The organism is Streptomyces sp. NPDC023541 (genome assembly GCF_055559995.1).
This window is the reverse complement of the sequence record NZ_JBVHJO010000007.1, coordinates 333,697-351,436: the sequence shown is the minus strand read 5'-3', so window position 1 is coordinate 351,436 and position 17,740 is coordinate 333,697. Positions and strand designations below refer to the sequence as shown.

Sequence of the window (17,740 nt, the reverse complement as noted above, 5' to 3'; positions counted from 1 at the left end):
TCCGGGATGCGCCAGTACTGACAGCCGCGAAGGCTACAGCTAATCTGACGGATAGTCAGCTATTCGGTTCGCGGGAGGGTGACACGCATGGGCGACGACGGGCTGCGCGAGGACGTGGGCGTACGCGGGGGCGTACGCGGGGACGCGGGCGAGCGCGCTCCCGAGGACGCGCGCGGAGACCTGCGCTGGGGCACCGTCGCGGGGCTCGTCCGGTCGGCAGCGGCACGGTACGCCGACCTCGAGGCCGTCGTCGACGGGCGCGTGCGGATCCGTTACGCGCAGCTCGGGGAGCGCGTCGAGCGCGCCGCGGCGGCCTGCATGGCCGCCGGGGTGCAGCCGGGCGACCGGGTCGCGGTCTGGGCCCCCAACACCCTGGACTGGATCGTCTCCGCGCTCGGCGCCGTCTCCGCCGGCGCCGTCCTCGTCCCCCTCAACACCCGTTTCAAGGGCACCGAAGCGGCGTACGTCCTGCAGCGCAGCCGGGCCCGGCTGCTCTTCGTGACCGGCACCTTCCTCGGCACCTCCTACATCGCCTCGCTGCGCCGGGCCGCCGCCGAAGGAGCCGGTCGCGGACCCCTGCCCGGGCTGCCGCACCTGGAACAGGTCGTCGTACTGGCCGAGGACGCCCCCGACACCTTCCGCACCTGGAAGGACTTCCTCGCGGGCGGGGACCGCGTCACGGCGGAGGAGGTCAGCGAGCGTGCCGAGGCCATCAGCCCCGACGCCCCCTCCGACATCATCTTCACCTCCGGCACCACCGGCAGCCCCAAGGGCGCCGTCATCACCCACGCCCAGTCCCTGCGCTGCTACGACGTGTGGAGCGAACTCGCCGGACTGCGCAAGGGCGACCGCTACCTGATCGTGAACCCCTTCTTCCACACCTTCGGCTACAAGGCCGGGATCATCGCCTGCCTGATGCGCGGGGCGACGATGGTCCCGCAGCCCGTCTTCAACGTGGACACCGTCCTCGCCAACGTCGCCGCCGAGCGGATCTCCGTACTCCCCGGGCCGCCCACCCTGCACCAGTCCCTCCTGGACCACCCCCAGCGCGACCACCACGACCTGTCGGCCCTGCGCCTGGTGGTCACCGGCGCGGCCGTGGTCCCGCTCCGGCTCGTCGAACGGCTGCGCGACGAACTGCGCATCGCCACCGTCCTCACCGCCTACGGGCTCTCCGAGGCGGGCGGCATCGTCACCATGTGCCGCCGGGGCGACCCCGCCGAGACCATCTCCGCCACCTCGGGCCGGGCCATCCCGGACACGGAGGTGGCGGTCCTGGACGGCGCCGGGCGCCCCCTGCCGGCCGGCCGCGCCGGCGAGATCGCGGTTCGCGGCTACAACGTCATGCAGGGCTACTTCGAGGACCCCGACGGGACGGCGGCGGCGATCACCCCGGAGGGCTGGCTGCACACCGGCGACGTCGGCGTGCTGGACGAGCGCGGCAACCTGCGCATCACCGACCGGATCAAGGACATGTTCATCGTCGGCGGCTTCAACGCCTACCCGGCCGAGATAGAGCAACTCCTCGGCCTGCACCCGGACATCGCCGACGTCGCGGTCGTCGGCGTCGCCGACCCGCGCCTCGGCGAGGTCGGCAAGGCGTACGCGGTCCGCCGCCCCGGCTCCACCCTCACCGCCGACGACCTGATCGCCTGGTCCCGGCGGGAGATGGCCAACTACAAGGTCCCCCGCGCGGTGGAGTTCGTCACCGAGCTCCCCCGCAACGCGAGCGGCAAGGTCCTCAAGCGCGAACTCCGCGCCCGCTGAGGCGGCGGGTGCGGGGTCAGCGGGCGTAGGAGCCGATGCCGACCAGGCAGTACACGTACTGGTTGAGGACGATGGAGCCGCGCATGTAGCGGTAGGAGAAGGCGTACTGGGTCTTGGGGTTGTCGTCGCAGCCGTTCAGGTCCGAGGTGCCGGGGATGCTCTCGATCACCCGGTAGTGCGCGTCGGAGGCCGAGCAGGGGACCTCCTCGACGCCGCTGACGCTGCGGGGCGTCGTCGAGTCCGGCAGTTGGCCGTTGAGGCAGGTGCCCCGGTCGAACGGGCTGGGTTCGGGGCTCGGCTCGACGCTCGGTTCGGGGACGTACGGCGTGGTGGCGGCCGCCTCGGGGGCCGACGGCCAGGGCGACGGCGTGGGCGACCAGGAGGGCGACCACGGGGAAGACCAGGTGGGGGTGGAGTCGGCGGTGGGCTTGGCGTCCGAGCCGTCGTCGCCGTCGCTCAGCACGAAGAAGCCGATGACCAGGGCCGCCGCGATGGCGAGCCCCACCAGGCAGCCGCGCCCGCCGCCGGACGACGGGGCCGGGGCGGTCTGCTGCACACCCGTCGGCGCGGCCGCTCCGCCCGCGGCGCCCGTGGGCGGGGGAGCGATGCCCCCGGCCCCCGCGATCCAGGCCGCGCCCGCTCCGGAGACGTGGATGCGCAAGCGCACCTCCTCGCCGCCGGCGCGGACCTTGACCAGGTCGCCGTGCCGGCAGGGCGGTATGCGCAGCCGGACCGTGCCGGTCGGCAGTTCCACGGGGAGGATCACACCGTAGGTGGCCTGCTGGGGGGTGATCGTTACGAGCATTTCCTGTGACGACACCGGCTGCTCCAGGGAGTGAGGTGGTGCGCAGGCTGCCTGACGGTTCCTCACGGATTGTGCCCTGTGTCCTGATGGTGACGCAGCCGTTCCGCCAAGCCCCGGCCCCGGCGTCCGCGGGGCGTCAGGAACGGCGGGCCAGGACCAGCCGCCAGCGCGGGGCGCCGCCGGGCAGGCGGCCGAAGTGCTCCAGCGGGATCGTCTCCACCGTGAAGCCCGCCGCCCGCAGGTCCGTGCGCACGCCGCTCAGCGGGAAGGTCCGGTAGTACATGACGAACGGCGGCCGCCACACGGCGTTGCGCACCCGCATCACGGCGTCGAAGCCGGCCACCGCCCACCACACCGGTGAGCTCGCCGGGATCGGGGCGCCGATCGGGAAGGCGAAGACCCCGCCCTCGCGCAGCGCGGAGCGGACCCCGGAGAAGAGCGCGGGCCGCTCGGAGGGCAGGAAGTGGCCGAAGGCCCCGAAGCTGACCGCCAGGTCGTAGCGGTCCGCGAGCTCCGCAGGGAGGGCTCGTGCGTCGGCCCGTACGAAGTCCACGCGGTCGTCGTCCGCGTGCGTGCGCCGGGCCTCGGCGAGCATGCCCGCGCTGAGGTCCACCCCGGTGACCCGGTCCCGGCACAGCCGCCGCAGCATGCCGGTGCCGGCCCCCGTGCCGCAGCACACGTCCAGGCCGGCGCCGAAGCCGCCCTCGTGCTGGGCGAGGGTCTCCTCGACCGCGTCGAGCATCCGGTCCGGGGTGCGGAAGGGGGTGTGGTCGAACTTCGGCGCGAGCAGGTCGTAGCCCCGCTCGACGGAGGAGAGGCCCTGCACTGCCAGTTCGCGGACGCTCGGCCCGTGGGAGGAGAACACGCCCCCAGCCTATGCCCGCGCCCGGGAGCCCGGCCGGGAGTCCGCCCCCGAGAGCGGCCGTGAGTCCGGCCGGGCTTGCGCGCGTGCGGCGGTCGCGGTGGCTCCCCCTCCGGGCCACCGCGACCGCCGTTCCCCCGTTGCTCCCCCGAGCCCCCCGTTGCTCCCCCGAGCCCCCCGTTTCCCCCGTGGGCTCCCCCGTACGTCGTGCGCCGGTTACGGGCGCGGACCGGACGCGTGGTTGTCCAGCGTCTGGATCTCCTCGCCCGCGGCCGGGTCCTCGGTCGGCGGCTTGATCTCGATGCCCGACGCGTGGTTGTCCAGGGTCTCGATCTCGACGCCCGAGGCGTGGTTGTCGAGCGGCTTGACGGTGCCGTCGTTCGGCAGAAGATTCTCGTTCGTCGTCATCGGTTCTCCTGATGGATGGGTGGGACCCGTTCGGCGATTCCCCCGATGACCGCCGAACGGGTGATCCTTCCAAACGGCCCGGGTGTCCCCCGACGCACCGGGTCGATGCACTTATCGTGCCGTTCGGCGATAAACGAACGATGAACGCCTCGTTCAACGGACGTCCCTGCAGGTCAGGCGGCGATCTCCGTGGCCAGCAGGGTCTGCACCTCGGCCAGTTCTGCCGAACCCAGCTGCTTGAACACGGTCTCCGCGTCCCGCCAGCAGGCCCGCGCCCGGTCCGTCTGCCCCAGCCGCCGCAGCGCCTTGCCCAGGACGGTCAGCACGGTCGCGCGCCGCCACTCCCCGCCGATGCCGCGCAGCGCGATGGCCTGCTCGGCGTGCGCGGCGGCCAGCGTGGGCCGGCGCGCCGCGAGATGGGCGACGGCGAGCCGGAAGTGGGTCACACCCTCCCACAGCGGCTGCCGGTTGTCGTGGAAGAGGGCCAGGGCCTCGGTGAGCTGCGCGAGGGCCTCGCCGAGCCGGCCCGCCTGGGTGAGCGCGATGCCCAGCGCGTAGCGGCCGTTGGCCAGGCGCAGGGACAGGCCCATCCGGTCGTAGATGGCGATGCCCTGCTGCGCGAGGTCTATGGCGCTGGTGAGGCGGCCCAGCTCGGCGTGGATGCGGGAGAGGTTGCACAGGGCGCTGGCCTCGCCGACGTTGTTGCCGTCGGCGCGGAAGTTCTGGATGGCCTGCAGCAGGTACCGCTCGCCGTCCGCGTGCCGCCCCTCGTACAGGGCGATGATCCCGCGGTCGTTGGGAGCCCAGCAGCTCGGCAGCGGGTCGCCGGCCTCGCGTGCCAGGGCCGTGGCCTGGCGGGCCTCGTCGTCGGCCTCGGCGAAGCGCCCGGCGACCAGGTGGACGTTGGTGAGGGTGGTGCGGGCGCGGCCCTCGGCGTACGGGTCCTTGGCGGCCTGGGCGGCGTCGCGCAGGGCGGTCGCGGCCGACTCGTACTGCTTGGAGTTGGCACCCGACTCGGCCAGGTCCTTGGCCGCCCACAGCAGGTCCACGCCCCGGCGCAGGACCGGTGAGTCGCCGCCCCGTACGGACGCCTGCCGTACGCACGCCAGCAGCGGGCCGGCCTCGGCGTACAGCCAGTCCAGGGCCGTGCGCGGCTCGGCGAAGACGAGCCCGGGGTAGTGGGTGTCGGACAGGTGCGCGGGCAGCCGGTCGCCAGGGCGTTCCAGGGCGTAGACCCCGGAGGCGGTGGCCAGGTAGAAGTCCAGAAGGCGGTCCAGTGCCGCCTCGCGCTCGCTCGGCGGCTGCTCGTCGCGCTCGGCGCAGGCACGCGCGTAGAGGCGTACGAGGTCGTGGAAGCGGTAGCGGCCGGGGGCGGCGGACTCCAGGAGGGAGCAGTCGACCAGAGCCTCCAGGAGGTCCTCGGTGTCGTACTCGGGCAGGTCGAGTACGGCGGCGGCCGCGGACAGCGAGATGTCGGGGCCGTCGGCGAGGCCGAGGAGGCGGAAGGCGCGCTGCTGGGCCGGTTCCAGCTGGCCGTAGCCGAGCTCGAAGGTGGCCTTGACGGCAAGGTCGCCGGCCTGGAGTTCGTCGAGGCGGCGGCGTTCGTCGGCGAGCTTGGCGGCGAGGACGGAGACGGTCCAGGTGCGGCGGGCCGCGAGCCGGGAGGCGGCGATGCGGATGGCCAGTGGCAGGAAGCCGCAGGCGCCGACGACGTCGAGGGCTGCCTGGCGTTCTGCGCCTACGCGCTCCTCGCCGACGATGCGGGTGAAGAGCTGGAGGGCCTCCTCGGGGCTCATCACGTCGAGGTCGACGAGATGGGCCCCGGCGAGGCCCGCCATGCGGACCCGGCTGGTGACGAGGGCGGCGCAGCCGGCGGTGCCGGGCAGGAGCGGGCGGACCTGGGCGGCGTCGCGTGCGTTGTCGAGGAGGACCAGGACGCGGCGGCCGTCGAGGGTGGAGCGGTAGAGCGCGGCCCGGTCGGCCGGGGAGTCGGGGATGGCGGTGTCGGGGGTGCCGAGCGCGCGCAGGAAGGAGCCGAGGACGGCCTCCGGTTCGGCGGGGCGTGCCTCGGTGCCCTGGAGGTCGACGTAGAGCTGGCCGTCGGGGAAGTGCGGGCGGGCGGCGTGCGCGACGTGCACGGCGAGGGTGGTCTTGCCGACGCCGCCGATCCCGGCGAGCGCGGAGACGGCCATGACCTGGTCCTGGGCGCCGCCGGAGAGGATCGTGCCGAGCTCGGTGACGAAGCTGGAGCGGCCCGTGAAGTCGGGTACGGTCGCGGGCAACTGGGCGGGCCTCACGTGAGCGGCGGTGGCGGGCGGGGCGGGGTCTTCCGCGCGGGCCAGATCGGCGTCGGCGTTCAGGATGCGCTGCTGGAGGGCGGCCAGTTCGGGCCGCGGGTCGACGCCGAGTTCGTCCGCGAGGAGGCGGCGGGTGTCGGCGTAGACGGCGAGGGCCTCGGCCTGCCGGCCGCTGCGGTAGAGGGCGAGCATGAGCAGCTCGCGCAGCCGTTCGCGCAGCGGGTGGGCGGCGGTGAGGGCGGTCAGCTCGGAGACGGCCTCGGCGTGGTGGCCGACCTCCAGGTCGAGGTCGAGGCGGGTCTCCAGCAACTGCAGGCGCCATTCGGCGAGCCGGGTGCGCTCGGTCTCGGCGTGCGGGCCGGGGACCCCGGCGAGGGGTTCGCCCTCCCACAGGTCGAGGGCGCGGGCCAGGAGCGTACGGGCGAGGGTGCGGTCCCCGGCGGCCCGGGCCGCGTCGGCGTCGGCGGCGAGGCCGCGGGCGACGCCGAGGTCGAGGGTGGCGGCGGAGCGCAGCCGGATGGCGTAGCCGCCGGACTCGGTGACGAGCAGGCCGGGGGCGACGACCTTGCGCAGGCGGGAGGCGTAGGTGCGGATGGTGGCCAGGGCCTGCTGGGGCGGGTCCTCGCCCCAGATGGCGTCGATCAGTTCGGGTGCGGTGGCCGTGCGGCCGTCACGCAGCAGGAGTACGGCGAGCAGGGCGCGCTGCTGGGGGGTGCCGGAGGGCAGGGCCTCGGCGCCCCGCCAGGCCCGGACGGGCCCGAGGACGGCGAACCGGGAGTCGCCCGCGGTGGTGTCACCTCCGGCGGTGGTGCCGCCCACGGCGGTGGTGGCGGGTCCGGAGGTGGTGTCGCCCACGGCGGTGGTGGCGGGTCCGGCGGTGGTTCCGGGCCGTCCCGGGTCGGCTTCGGCCGGGGCGGCTGCCGCGGAACCGGGCCGGGCAGCGGCCGCGCCGGGCTCCACCGGACCCGCGCCTGCCGACGGGGATGCGGTGGGGGCGGCGGATTCCGGTCCCGAGCCCGCACCCGTTCCGCTTGCGATGGCCGTCGGCCATACGGGCCCGGCGGGGGAGCCGCCGGTGGCCGGACCGGCGCCGGGGCGGACGGCTGCCGCGGGAGCGGTTTCTGATGCGGCGGCAGCCGCACGGACCTCGGGGTGGTTCCGCGGGTGCGGGATGGCCGGTACGCCGTCCATCTGTCGTCCCCCCTGCCTTCCGTCGGTGTAAGGGTCAGTCTGCCCTGTCTCGTGTGTACCCGTCAGCCCGTCCATGACCGATCACAGACCAACTAGCTGACGGCCCGTCAGATCAGCGCTACCGTATGAGCCATGGAGACCTTCCCGAAGATCATCTCGGTGGACGACCACACGGTTGAACCCCCCCACGTCTGGCGGGACCGGCTCCCGTCCAGATACCGGGACACAGGACCCCGCGTCGTCCGCGCCCCGCTGAAGGAAATGACCTTCCTCGGAGGCAGGTTCGCGCCCGTCATGGGAGCCGCGGGCGACGACGGCCCGATCGGCGACTGGTGGGTGTACGAGGACCTGCACCGGCCGCTCACCCGCCTCGACACCGCCGTCGGGTACGACCGCGACGAGATCAAACTGGAAGTCATCACCTACGAGCAGATGCGCCCCGGATCCTTCTCGGTTCCCGACCGGCTCGCCGACATGGACGTCAACCACGTCCAGTCGGCCCTCTGCTTCCCCACCTTCCCCCGCTTCTGCGGCCAGACCTTCACCGAGGCCGAGGACCGTGAGCTGGGCCTGCTCGGCGTACGCGCCTACAACGACTGGATGGTGGAGGAGTGGTGCGGCCCCGACGCCCGGGGCCGCCTGATCCCCCTCACCCTGATCCCGCTGTGGGACGCCCGCCTCGCCGCCGCCGAGGTCCGCCGCAACGCGGCGCGCGGCGTGCGCGCGGTCGCCTTCTCGGAGATACCCCCGCACCTCGGCCTGCCGTCCATCCACACCGACGAGTGGGACCCCTTCCTCCAGGCGTGCGACGAGACCGGCACGGTCATCGCCATGCACATCGGCTCCTCGTCCCGCATGCCGTCCACCTCGGCGGACGCGCCGCCGGCGGTCGGCTCCACCATCACCTTCGCCAACTGCTGCTTCTCGATGGTCGACTGGCTGATGAGTGGCAAGTTCGAACGCTTCCCCAACCTGAAGATCATGTACGCGGAGGGCCAGATCGGCTGGATCCCGTACATCCTCGAGCGCGCGGACGTCGTCTGGGAGGAGAACCGCGGCTGGGGCGGGGTCGCGGACAAGGTGCTCCGGCCGCCGTCGGAGCTGTTCGCCGGGCACGTCTTCGGCTGCTTCTTCGACGACGCCTTCGGCCTGAAGAACCTCGACTCGATCGGCGTCGGCAACGTCCTCTACGAGACCGACTACCCCCACTCCGACTCGACCTGGCCCAAGTCCCGCGAGGTCGGCGCGGCGCAGATGGGCCACCTGGCCCCCGACGTGGTGGACCGCATCGTGCGCGGCAACGCGATCGACCTGCTCGGCCTCACCCCGGACGGCCTGTGGGCGGGCCCCGGGGCCTGACCCGCGCCTCTCGGCCGGGGCCCGATCGGACCGGTGCCCGACGGCTCGTGACCGCGCCGACAGTGACCCCCCGCCGCCGCTCACCGCCTCCGCGAACTCATCGGCCCCCTCGGCGGGAGGGCCGCACGGGCCGTGGGGCCCGTGCGGCCGGTGCGGGGCTACTTCGGCGTGACCCAGACCTGGCGCTTGTTGGTGTTCGCCGTGTAGAGCTGGACCACGGTGCCGTTGGCGGTCGCGCCGCCGGTCGCGTCGAGGACCTTGCCCGACGCCACGTGGACGATCTGGCCCTTGGCGTTGACCGACCAGCGCTGCGCCGCGGAGCCGTTGCAGTCGTAGAGGCTGATCTTGTTGCCGTTGGTGCTCGCGTTGCGCGCGTTGTCGAGGCACTTGCCGAGCGCGCGGAGGGTGCCGTCCTTGCCCAGGATCCAGGACTGGGCCGCGGTGCCGTTGCACGTGTAGAGCTGGATCGGCGTGCCGTTGGCGGCCTTGCCGCCCTTGACGTCCAGGCACTTGGAGCCGATGCCGCTCACGCGGCCCTGCGGGGACAGCGCCGCTCCGGCGCCGGCCGCGAGGCGGCGCAGGCCCTGCACGTCGAACTGCTGGACGTAGGTGCCCGCCCGCTTGTCCTGGTAGGCGTACGCGGGGGAGCACATGACCGGGAACTGGCCCGAGTCGGTCCCCTTGACGCAGTCGCCCCTGTTCAGGCTGCGGTTGGCGTGCGTCAGCCCCAGTGTGTGCCCGAGCTCGTGGCTGACGTGGTTGCGCATGTACGTCTCGCCCATGGCGGCGGTCGGCTTGCCGGCCGGGGTGAAGAACGAGTCGTCGACGTAGGCGTGCCCGCTGGTCACGGTTTCGGCGACGGAGGAGCTGGTGAAGCCGCAGCTGAGGTTGGCGGTGCCCGTGCCGTCGCGGACCACCTTCCAGCCGGTGCTGCCCATGGTGCCCTCGCCGGCCGGCGGGACGCACGGGCGGTGCAGCACCCCCACGATCACCTCGCCCTTCGGCCGGACGTAGTCCCAGCCGACCGGCTTCGTGTCGACGGTGACCGGCAGGTTCGTGACGCGGCGCAGGTCCGCGGCGGAGGCCTGGACGTACGGCCCCAGCCAGTCCGCGGACTTCTGGTCGTAGAACTTGATCGTGTAGCCGGTCTTCAGCCACTTGGTCGCGCCGCTCAGCTTCCAGCCCTCGCCCTGCGGCGGGGCGGGTGCGGCGCCCGCGGCGGCCGCGGCGGCCGATCTCGGGGCGGCCATCGGCGACGCCGTCGGCGGGTCGAGCGACATGACGCCGTTCCTGAAGACCGTCCCGTCGCTGCCGTGGGTGGCGGAGTCCTCCACGTGGGCGTCGGGCGCGTCCCCGGCCGGCGGGGCGCTGTCCGCGGGAACCTCGGTGTCCGTGGTGCCGGTGGTGCTCGTGGTGTTCGTGGTCCCGGTGGTGTCCTCGGTGCCGAACGCGGTGGAGGGGAGCTGAAGGGTTCCCACGATCGCCGCCGCGGCCGCCGCGGCAACGATGGATATCCGGTGCTTGCCTGTGAATCGCAAGTTTTCGTTGCCCTCTCGTCAAGATTCTCTTTCCGCGGGCCCGCGCGGCGGCGGGGGCGGCGAGAACCGAGGCGATGATAGGCGAATCGGCCAAAGGACCCACAGCGGCCCCGAGTTGGCCCGTTCGCGCTATCCGCCCTCGGTGACGGACCGGCTACGCAGGGGTCGTCCCGCGCCTTGCACCCGGCCCTGTGGTCAAGGCATGCTTCGCCAGGGCAAAGCGGAAGGATCATCATGCCGGTGGACAAGCGGAGCGTCGTTACTGCGGTGCTGTGTGCGATGGCGGCGTTGGGGGCTTCCGCGGCGGTGGCGGAGCTCGCGCCGCCTCCCGAGGCGACCGCGCCCGCGCGGGCGAAGGCGGCGCAGCCCTCCCTGTCGGCCACGGCTCCCTCGCGCTCGCACGCGCCGAAGCCCCAGCTGTCCTCCCCGCCCGCAACCACCCTGCCGCCGGCCGTGACGCCCCCGCCCGGCGGGCCCGCCGCCTTCACCGGGGCCCTGTTCACCAACGGCCTGGACAGCGACCACTTCTGCACGGCCACCGTGGTGCACAGCCCCGGCCGCAACCTCATCGTCACCGCCGGGCACTGCCTGCTCGCCGGGGATCAGGGCGCCGGCACCGCCGTCTTCGCCCCGGCCTACGCCAACGACACCGCCCCGTACGGCACGTGGAAGATAGAGCAGGTCTTCGAGGACGCCCGCTGGGCGGAGGGGACGGACGACGACTACGACCTCGCCTTCGCCACGCTCGCCCCCGACGCACAGGGCCGCTCGATCGAGGACGTGACCGGCGCGGCCGTGCTGGACACCTCCGGCCGGGCCGGCGAGGAGGTCACCGTCACCGGCTACCCCGCCGACCGCAAGATCCCCCGTACCTGCACGGCGACCGCCGTCCGCGAGAGCGCGACCCAGCAGCGCTTCGACTGCGCGGACTTCCCGGGCGGCACCAGCGGCAGCGCGTGGATCGCCCGCGACGGCAAGATCGTCGGCATTCTCACGGGCGGCGACACCGACGACGTCTCGACCAGCACGGTGCTGGGGGAGTACGCCGCCTCGCTCTACACGAAGGCCACGTCCAAGTCCCCCACGGGCCGCTAGGGCACGTCCCCGAACGGCCTGTGTGACGGGGCGGCGGCAGCGGCTACTGCCAGAAGATCCGTTCGATGACGATCTGCGGCTCGGCGGTGCGGTGGACGAAGGTGTAGCGCAGCCAGCCGTGGCCGCGGTCGAAGTAGAGGATGTGGGCGCCGCGGGGGTCGGTGGAGCGGGCCGGCTCGATGCTCACCCTCGTGGTGTCGAGATGGTCGTCGCGGTACGGATGCCGTGACGTCTTCAGCTCCGTGACCGCGTCGGTGATCCGCTCGCGCACAGCGGCGGGCAGCGCGTCCCGGTACTCGGTGGCAGCTTCGTCCAGTGCGTGGCCCACGGGGGGCCGGTGAACTCTGCGCTCACTCGCCGGGTCCGAGCGCGGCCACCCGGTGGTGGATGCGCGACGCCTCTTCCAGCAGGTCCCTGGCCTTGTCGGGGTCTGCGCACTCGGCCGCCCGCTGCTCGAGATCACGCACGTGGTGGTCGAGGTGGGGGTCTCGGGCGAGCGCGTACTCGCCCCACCAGCGCGCCAGGAACGCCGGCGCCGCTCCGATGTCGTAGGTGTCGGCGACTCTTGCCCGCCAGTTGGCTTCGAAGTCGTCCAGGAGCTGCGGAGCGTGGGCGGCGATCGCCGCCCGCAACGCGGGAATGCTCCGCTCGGGCATCGGGGGGACACCGTGGGCGGGCCCCGGGGCGGTGGTCATGAGACTTCCTCTTCCGGTCGGCGCCCTCCACGATAGTGCGCCGGGTGCCGTCCTGTGAGGCGGCGGCGCAATCGTCGGAGGCGGTGGCGGAGGATCGGCGCCGCCCTGGCGCGCCCTGCCGATCGGCCCGGGGTCAGGCCAGCAGGCCCAGGTGGACCGGCTCTGTCGCGGGGTTCGTGAGGAGGTCGGAGAGGCGGGGCGGCCAGACCGGTTCGCCGAGGGTGGCCAGGCGCTGGGCCGACAGCCACTGCCAGTGGATGCCGGGGGCCTCCAGCACCGGTTCCCGGTGGGGGCCCGTGGTGACGTAGATGTGCTCGTGCTGGCGCACCGGTACGCCCTGGTGGGTGAAGTCGTGCTCCCAGGTGCACAGCAGCCGTTCCGGCTCCAGGTCGGTCCAGCCGGTCTCCTCGCGCAGCTCGCGCCGGACGCAGTCCTCGGGGCTCTCGCCGGGGTCGATCCCGCCGCCGGGCGGCAGCCAGTGGATGCCCACCTCGACGTTGTTCTCGCGGAAGAGGAACACCGACCCGGTGGGGGACAGGATGACAACGCGCGCCGCGTGACGTGGAGTTCGCCTCATCGATTCAGGGTACGTCGGTGATCGGCTCCGGGGGCGGGCTTGCGCCCCCCTGGTTCCCCGGAGCGATCACCGGACGCCGCCCACGCCGGACCCGAGCCGAAGCTGATCGGTGTCGGCGCTCGGGGCCGCCGAGCCGGCGGCCTGCCCGCAGGAGGGCCTGACGGTCGTACGGACCCCCGCGCCGCTGACCGTGACGGGCGACCAGGCGCTGCCGGGCCGCCTCCTGCACAACCTGCTCATGAACGCGGTGCGGCGCCACCGCGCCGGGGGGCCGGATCGAGGTGCCCACCTGTGAGGACGGGGAACCGGCGGTGTCCACCACCGGCCCGGTGACCGATCGGGCGGGCGTGCCGGGGCTCCTTGAGCCCTTCCGCCGGCGCGCCGAAGGGCAGCACACCGCAGGTGAGGGCGCCGGTCGGGCCTGTCGATCGCCGCGTCGATCGCACGGCCGCACGAGGCGGAGCTGAGGGCCGGGGCCGATCCGGGACCGGAGGGCGGCCTGATGGTGCGCGTCCGGTTCCCCGTGTCCGGCGTGGCGCGCACATCGCGCACAACGCGGACAAACCATCTCTGATGGTGTGTTGAGGTACGGTCGGTTGAATGAGCAAGCACGCCCGAGCACGCTCCCGTCCCGCCCGTACGTCCCGCCGTACGGCCCGTCGCGCGGCCCTCGCCGCCACCCTCGGCCTGCTGACCTTCACGGCCGGCTGGGCCTACGTCGCCCAGGATCCCGACAAGGCCGCGGGCGCGGCGCAAGCCCGCGAGGACTCCCGCCCCCAGCCCGTGGACCGGGCGGCGCGCGACATCCCGCGGTCGCCCCTCCAGGGCCTGACCGGGATCAGCGAGCAGACCCGGTCGAGGATCCCGGCCGAGTCCCGCCAGCTGATCCTCGTCACCGGCAAGGCCGTGGACTCCTCGGAGTCCACGGCCACCTTCTACACCCGTCCGGCGGCCGGGGCCGACTGGGTCAAGGTCGAGAGCTGGCCGGCGCGCAACGGGGCCCGGGGGTGGTCCACGGAGCGCACGTACGGCGACCTGACCTCGCCGCAGGGCGTGTTCGGGCTGACCGACGCGGGCGGCCTGCTGTCCCCGCCGCCGGGTACGCGGCTCCCGTACGACGAGGGCCGCGGCTTCGTCGCCACCGGGCGCGGTGTGAACGGGGAGTCCCTGGTGGGGTCCTTCGACTACGTCGTCGCCATCGACTTCAACCGCCGCCCGGGCCGGTCCCCGCTGGACCCGGTCATGCCGGACGGCGAGGACAAGGGCGGCAACATCTGGCTCCACGTGGACCACGACGGCCCCTCCCAGGGCTGCGTCGGCATCCCGAAGGAGGCCATGCGCAAGGTCCTGCAGACCCTGGACCCGGCGGCGAAGCCGGTCATCGTGATGGGGCCGGAAGGCTTCTGACGCGGGCGCCGGGGCCGCGCAGCAGCAGCCCCCGAGTAGGCCGGGTCGAAGACGCTGCACAGGATGCCGAGGCCGAGGATGGAGGGAGCGTCCTCCAGCACGCCGAACAGCAGGGTCGGGGCCAGGGTCCCGAGCCATTTGGCCACGCCGATGGTCAGGGACCGGCCCTGCGGGCCCTGCCGGGCGGCGTACACGGCGATGAACAGGGCGGACATCAGCAGGTTCTGCAGGAAGGCCGAGTAGCGGGTCGCGTCGTGCATCCCGAAATGCGCGAGGAACAGCCACTGCACGGCGAAGCCGGTGGCGAACAGCAGCGCCGACCAGCCGGCGAAGAGCGGCCGGGTCACGAAGTCCGGCAGTCCGGCGCGCCCGAAGCGCACGTACGTCCAGATGATCACCACGTCGGCCGTCGCCCACACCACGTTGAAGGAAAGGTGCGCGTTCGGACCGGCCTCTTGTCTGACGGGGCGTCAGGTACCACGATGGCCCGGCACCGATATGACGAATCGGCAGACGAAGGCGAGGCGGGTCCGCCATGGCGCGCGTGTTTCCGGAAGGTCGGCTGGTCTACGGGATGCAACTCCCGGTCCAGTCGCAGAGCACCCTCTACGCCGAACCCTGGGAGGCGTCGGCCACTGCCGCCGATCTCGCCGAGATCGCCCGGGCCGCCGACCGGTCCGGCTTCGGGTACCTGGCCGCCTGCGACCACGTGGCGATCCCGCGGCGGCTCGCGGGGCCCATGAGCACCGTCTGGTACGACCCCGTCGCCACCCTCTCCTTCCTCGCCGGGATCACCGAGCACGTACGGCTGATGAGCCACGTGGCGATCCTCGGCCTGCGCCACCCGCTGATCAGCTCCAAGCAGTACGCCACCCTCGACCACCTCTCCGGCGGCCGGCTGATCCTCGGTGTGGGCGCCGGCCACGTCCAGGAGGAGTTCGAGGTCCTCGGCGTGGACTTCGCGCGCCGCGGGCCCGTCCTCGACGAGACCCTGGACGCGCTGCGGGCGGCGCTCGGGCCGGAGGAGTACCCGGAGTTCGAGGGCGGGCTGTTCTCCTTCAAGGACCTCGGGCAGCTGCCCCGGCCCGCTCAGGCACGGATCCCCGTCTGGGTGGGCGGCTCCTCGCCCGCCGCCGTCCGCCGGGCCGCCCTCCGCGGGGACGGCTGGCTCCCCCAGGGCGACCCGCGCCACCGGCTCCCCGCGCAGATCGCCCGTATCCGCGAACTGCGCGCCGAGGCCGGGGTGGACGCTCCCTTCGAGGTCGGCGCGATCACTGAGGCGCTGTACGTCGGCGAGCCCGGCTGGGACACCGGCCGCCGCACCCTCACCGGCAAGCCGGAGGCGCTCGCGGAGTCACTGCGGGAGTACGGGGCGCTCGGCGTGGACCAGATCCAGGTCCGCTTCCGCAGCCGCGACCGCGCCGAACTCGTCGACCAGATCACCGCCTTCGGCGCCGAGGTGGCTCCGCACCTCAACGACACCCCCTAGAGACAGGGAGTACGGGCATGGGCAAGCTGGACGGGCGCGTCGTCATCATCACCGGTGCGGCGCGCGGCCAGGGCGAGCAGGAGGCCCGCCTCTTCGCCGCCGAGGGGGCCAAGGTGCTCCTCGGCGACGTGCTGGACGAGCAGGGCGCGGCGGTGGCCGAGGACATCGGCGAGGACCGCGCCCGGTACGTGCGCATGGACGTGAGCCGTGAGGAGGACTGGGCGGCGGCGACCGCCGCCGCGAAGGAGGCCTTCGGCCGGGTCGACGGCCTGGTCAACAACGCGGGCATCCTGCGCTTCAACGAGCTGACCTCGACCCCGCTGGAGGAGTTCCAGCAGGTGGTCCAGGTCAACCAGGTGGGCGCCTTCCTCGGCATCAAGACGGTGGCGCCCGAGATCGAGGCGGCCGGTGGCGGCACCATCGTCAACACCTCCTCCTACACCGGCCTGACGGGCATGGCGTACGTCGGCACCTACGCCGCCACCAAGGCGGCGATCCTGGGCCTGACCCGGGTGGCCGCGCTGGAACTGGCCGGCAAGGGGATCCGGGTCAACGCGATGTGCCCGGGCGCCGTGGACACCCCGATGGCCAATCCCGGCCTGCTGGACCCCGCGAACATGACCGACGAGGCCCGGGACGCGATGGCGGAGCTCTACCGGCGGGTCGTCCCGATGGGGCGGGTGGGGCAGCCCGAGGAGATCGCCAAGCTCGCGCTGTTCCTGACCGGCGAGGACTCCTCGTACATCACAGGCCAGCCCTTCGTCATCGACGGCGGCTGGATGGCGGGCGTCAGCATCCTGTAGCCGAGCATGGCTGATGGAGCGTCAGGTATTGACGCTCCGGGCCCCGCGGTGGAACAGTCGGGACATCGAATCTGACGCTACGTCAGAAAACAGAGGACGGTGAACCCCTTGGAATTCGGGCTCTTCGTGCAGGGATACGTGCCTGAGGCGCGGTCCAGGGTCGACCCCGAGGCAGAGCACAAGGCGCTGGTCGAGGAGACCGAGTACGTCATCCAGGCCGACAAGTCCGGCTTCAAGTACGCCTGGGCCTCCGAGCACCACTTCCTGGAGGAGTACTCACACCTGTCGGCGAACGAGGTGTTCCTCGGATACCTCGCGCACGCCACCGAACGCATCCACCTCGGCTCCGGCATCTTCAACCCGCTGGCGCCGGTGAACCACCCCGTCAAGGTGGCCGAGAAGGTCGCCATGCTCGACCACCTCTCCAAGGGGCGCTTCGAGTTCGGCACCGGCCGCGGCGCCGGCAGCCACGAGATCCTCGGATTCCTGCCGGGCATCGAGGACATGAACGGCACCAAGGAGATCTGGGAGGAGACCATCGCGGAATTCCCCAAGATGTTCCTCCAGGAGGAGTACGAGGGGTTCCAGGGCAAGCACTGGTCGCTGCCGCCGCGGAAGGTCTTCCCCAAGCCGTACGGCAAGGCCCACCCGGCCATGTGGTACGCCGCCGGCTCGCCGTCCTCCTACGCGATGGCGGCCAAGAAGGGCCTCGGCGTGCTGGGCTTCAGCGTGCAGAAGGTCTCCGACATGGAGTGGGTCCTCGACCAGTACAAGACGGCCATCAGGGAGGCGAAGGCCATCGGCGCCTTCGTCAACGACAACGTGATGGTCACCTCCACCGCGATCTGCGCCGAGACCCACGACAAGGCCGTCGAGATCGCCGTCAACGCCAACATGAACCGCTTCCAGTCGCTGGTCTTCCGCTACCACGACACCTTCCCGCGGCCCGAGGCGATCCCCGAGTGGCCCGAGACGCTGCCGGAGTACAACGCGGAGATCATCGAGCTGCTGATCGCCGAGGAACTCCTCATCTGCGGCGATCCCTCGGAGGTGCGGGCCCAGTGCAAGCGCTGGGAGCAGGCGGGCGCGGACCAGCTCTCCTTCGGTCTGCCGACCGGCGTCGGTCACGAGGACACGATGACCACGATCAAGCTGATCGGCGAGCACGTGATCCCGCAGATCGACACGGACCCGGTCCACCGCACGACGCGGTTCCGGCAGGCCGCCTGACCCCTGCGGGGCGCATCAACGGGGACGGCGTCTTCCCGGACCGCCGTCCCGCACCGGCCCCGGCCGGGGCCCATGCCGAGGCCGCGGTCGCCCCGGCGGCCTCCGGCCGGGGCACAGATCCAGCCTCGGCGTTTGAGGCGCAGGGTCCGGGGCGGCTCCACCGGACAACCCGGCTCCGCCGGGCACCGGACTCCGCCCGGAGCCGCGCCCCGAACGC

At 72.9% G+C, this 17,740-nt stretch carries 16 protein-coding genes and 1 pseudogene; 8 read left to right on the top strand and 9 right to left on the bottom strand.

What is annotated here, in order from left to right; all coding sequences use genetic code 11:
• The first annotated feature begins 87 nt into the window (after window positions 1-87).
• Window positions 88-1,767, top strand: coding sequence for a FadD3 family acyl-CoA ligase (locus tag ACZ3X1_RS20035; protein WP_467280475.1), 1,680 nt, complete (start codon window positions 88-90; stop codon window positions 1,765-1,767).
• A 16-nt stretch (window positions 1,768-1,783) separates the two neighbouring features.
• Here the strand turns inward: ACZ3X1_RS20035 and ACZ3X1_RS20030 are convergent, their stop codons facing one another.
• The 4 genes from ACZ3X1_RS20030 to afsR form a co-directional block, all read right to left on the bottom strand.
• Window positions 1,784-2,587 (bottom strand): LppU/SCO3897 family protein, encoded by an 804-nt coding sequence (locus tag ACZ3X1_RS20030; RefSeq protein WP_467280474.1) that lies wholly within the window; start codon window positions 2,585-2,587, stop codon window positions 1,784-1,786.
• Between the two features lie 121 nt (window positions 2,588-2,708).
• A complete protein-coding gene (locus ACZ3X1_RS20025) occupies window positions 2,709-3,437 on the bottom strand; it encodes a class I SAM-dependent methyltransferase (RefSeq protein ID WP_467280473.1) in 729 nt (242 codons plus the stop codon).
• A gap of 213 nt (window positions 3,438-3,650) precedes the next feature.
• Complete coding sequence (locus tag ACZ3X1_RS20020) at window positions 3,651-3,842, bottom strand: hypothetical protein (protein WP_356813964.1); 192 nt, start codon at window positions 3,840-3,842, stop codon at window positions 3,651-3,653.
• A gap of 173 nt (window positions 3,843-4,015) precedes the next feature.
• Window positions 4,016-6,958, bottom strand: coding sequence for an SARP-family global regulator AfsR (gene afsR, locus ACZ3X1_RS20015; protein ID WP_467280565.1), 2,943 nt, complete (start codon window positions 6,956-6,958; stop codon window positions 4,016-4,018).
• Window positions 6,959-7,462: 504 nt separating this feature from the next.
• Between afsR and ACZ3X1_RS20010 the strand changes: the two genes are divergently transcribed.
• Window positions 7,463-8,689, top strand: a complete 1,227-nt coding sequence (locus tag ACZ3X1_RS20010) for an amidohydrolase family protein (protein ID WP_362633076.1) — start codon at window positions 7,463-7,465, stop codon at window positions 8,687-8,689.
• Window positions 8,690-8,847: 158 nt separating this feature from the next.
• On the opposite strand, the gene ACZ3X1_RS20005 is transcribed toward ACZ3X1_RS20010, so the two are convergent.
• Entirely contained in the window at window positions 8,848-10,167 is a 1,320-nt protein-coding gene (locus tag ACZ3X1_RS20005; RefSeq protein WP_467280472.1) for a ricin-type beta-trefoil lectin domain protein, read from the bottom strand.
• A gap of 300 nt (window positions 10,168-10,467) precedes the next feature.
• Here ACZ3X1_RS20005 and ACZ3X1_RS20000 point away from each other — a divergent pair, with 300 nt between their 5' ends.
• Entirely contained in the window at window positions 10,468-11,322 is an 855-nt protein-coding gene (locus tag ACZ3X1_RS20000; RefSeq protein ID WP_467280471.1) for a trypsin-like serine peptidase, read from the top strand.
• A 43-nt stretch (window positions 11,323-11,365) separates the two neighbouring features.
• Here ACZ3X1_RS20000 and ACZ3X1_RS19995 read toward each other — a convergent pair whose 3' ends face one another.
• From ACZ3X1_RS19995 to ACZ3X1_RS19985, 3 genes are all read right to left on the bottom strand, one after another.
• Window positions 11,366-11,650, bottom strand: a complete 285-nt coding sequence (locus tag ACZ3X1_RS19995; protein ID WP_467280470.1) for a hypothetical protein — start codon at window positions 11,648-11,650, stop codon at window positions 11,366-11,368.
• Between the two features lie 22 nt (window positions 11,651-11,672).
• Window positions 11,673-12,017, bottom strand: coding sequence for a hypothetical protein (locus ACZ3X1_RS19990; RefSeq protein WP_467280469.1), 345 nt, complete (start codon window positions 12,015-12,017; stop codon window positions 11,673-11,675).
• Between the two features lie 133 nt (window positions 12,018-12,150).
• Window positions 12,151-12,594 (bottom strand): NUDIX hydrolase, encoded by a 444-nt coding sequence (locus tag ACZ3X1_RS19985; protein ID WP_356813971.1) that lies wholly within the window; start codon window positions 12,592-12,594, stop codon window positions 12,151-12,153.
• A gap of 109 nt (window positions 12,595-12,703) precedes the next feature.
• On the opposite strand from ACZ3X1_RS19985, the gene ACZ3X1_RS19980 reads away from it, so the two are divergent.
• Window positions 12,704-12,889: a hypothetical protein gene (locus ACZ3X1_RS19980; protein ID WP_467280468.1), complete on the top strand. Its 186-nt coding sequence runs from the start codon at window positions 12,704-12,706 to the stop codon at window positions 12,887-12,889.
• A gap of 305 nt (window positions 12,890-13,194) precedes the next feature.
• On the top strand, window positions 13,195-14,001 hold the full coding sequence (locus tag ACZ3X1_RS19975) for a L,D-transpeptidase family protein (RefSeq protein WP_356813973.1): 807 nt from the start codon (window positions 13,195-13,197) through the stop codon (window positions 13,999-14,001).
• Between the two features lie 167 nt (window positions 14,002-14,168).
• On the opposite strand, the pseudogene ACZ3X1_RS19970 reads toward ACZ3X1_RS19975, so the two are convergent.
• Window positions 14,169-14,381, bottom strand: a pseudogene (locus ACZ3X1_RS19970) (transmembrane-type terpene cyclase); the annotation flags it as partial.
• A 155-nt stretch (window positions 14,382-14,536) separates the two neighbouring features.
• Between ACZ3X1_RS19970 and ACZ3X1_RS19965 the strand changes: the two are divergent.
• The 3 genes from ACZ3X1_RS19965 (at window position 14,537) to ACZ3X1_RS19955 (ending at window position 17,523) form a co-directional block, all read left to right on the top strand.
• Window positions 14,537-15,490: an LLM class F420-dependent oxidoreductase gene (locus ACZ3X1_RS19965; protein ID WP_467280467.1), complete on the top strand. Its 954-nt coding sequence runs from the start codon at window positions 14,537-14,539 to the stop codon at window positions 15,488-15,490.
• 17 nt (window positions 15,491-15,507) lie between these two features.
• Window positions 15,508-16,293 carry an SDR family NAD(P)-dependent oxidoreductase gene (locus tag ACZ3X1_RS19960; RefSeq protein ID WP_467280466.1) on the top strand — a complete coding sequence of 262 codons (786 nt, stop codon included), beginning with the start codon at window positions 15,508-15,510 and terminating at the stop codon, window positions 16,291-16,293.
• A 108-nt stretch (window positions 16,294-16,401) separates the two neighbouring features.
• Window positions 16,402-17,523, top strand: coding sequence for an LLM class flavin-dependent oxidoreductase (locus ACZ3X1_RS19955; protein WP_356813999.1), 1,122 nt, complete (start codon window positions 16,402-16,404; stop codon window positions 17,521-17,523).
• Window positions 17,524-17,740: the final 217 nt, after the last annotated feature.

Bases quoted from the DNA above. Each gene is read 5' to 3' on its own strand.
- ACZ3X1_RS20010 (WP_362633076.1), top strand. From the start codon at position 7,463: ATGGAGACCTTCCCGAAGATCATCTCGGTGGACGACCACACGGTTGAA.
- ACZ3X1_RS19975 (WP_356813973.1), top strand. From the start codon at position 13,195: ATGAGCAAGCACGCCCGAGCACGCTCCCGTCCCGCCCGTACGTCCCGC.
- ACZ3X1_RS20035 (WP_467280475.1), top strand. From the start codon at position 88: ATGGGCGACGACGGGCTGCGCGAGGACGTGGGCGTACGCGGGGGCGTA.
- ACZ3X1_RS19990 (WP_467280469.1), bottom strand. From the start codon at position 12,017: ATGACCACCGCCCCGGGGCCCGCCCACGGTGTCCCCCCGATGCCCGAG.
- ACZ3X1_RS19960 (WP_467280466.1), top strand. From the start codon at position 15,508: ATGGGCAAGCTGGACGGGCGCGTCGTCATCATCACCGGTGCGGCGCGC.
- ACZ3X1_RS19965 (WP_467280467.1), top strand. From the start codon at position 14,537: ATGGCGCGCGTGTTTCCGGAAGGTCGGCTGGTCTACGGGATGCAACTC.
- ACZ3X1_RS20020 (WP_356813964.1), bottom strand. From the start codon at position 3,842: ATGACGACGAACGAGAATCTTCTGCCGAACGACGGCACCGTCAAGCCG.
- ACZ3X1_RS19985 (WP_356813971.1), bottom strand. From the start codon at position 12,594: ATGAGGCGAACTCCACGTCACGCGGCGCGCGTTGTCATCCTGTCCCCC.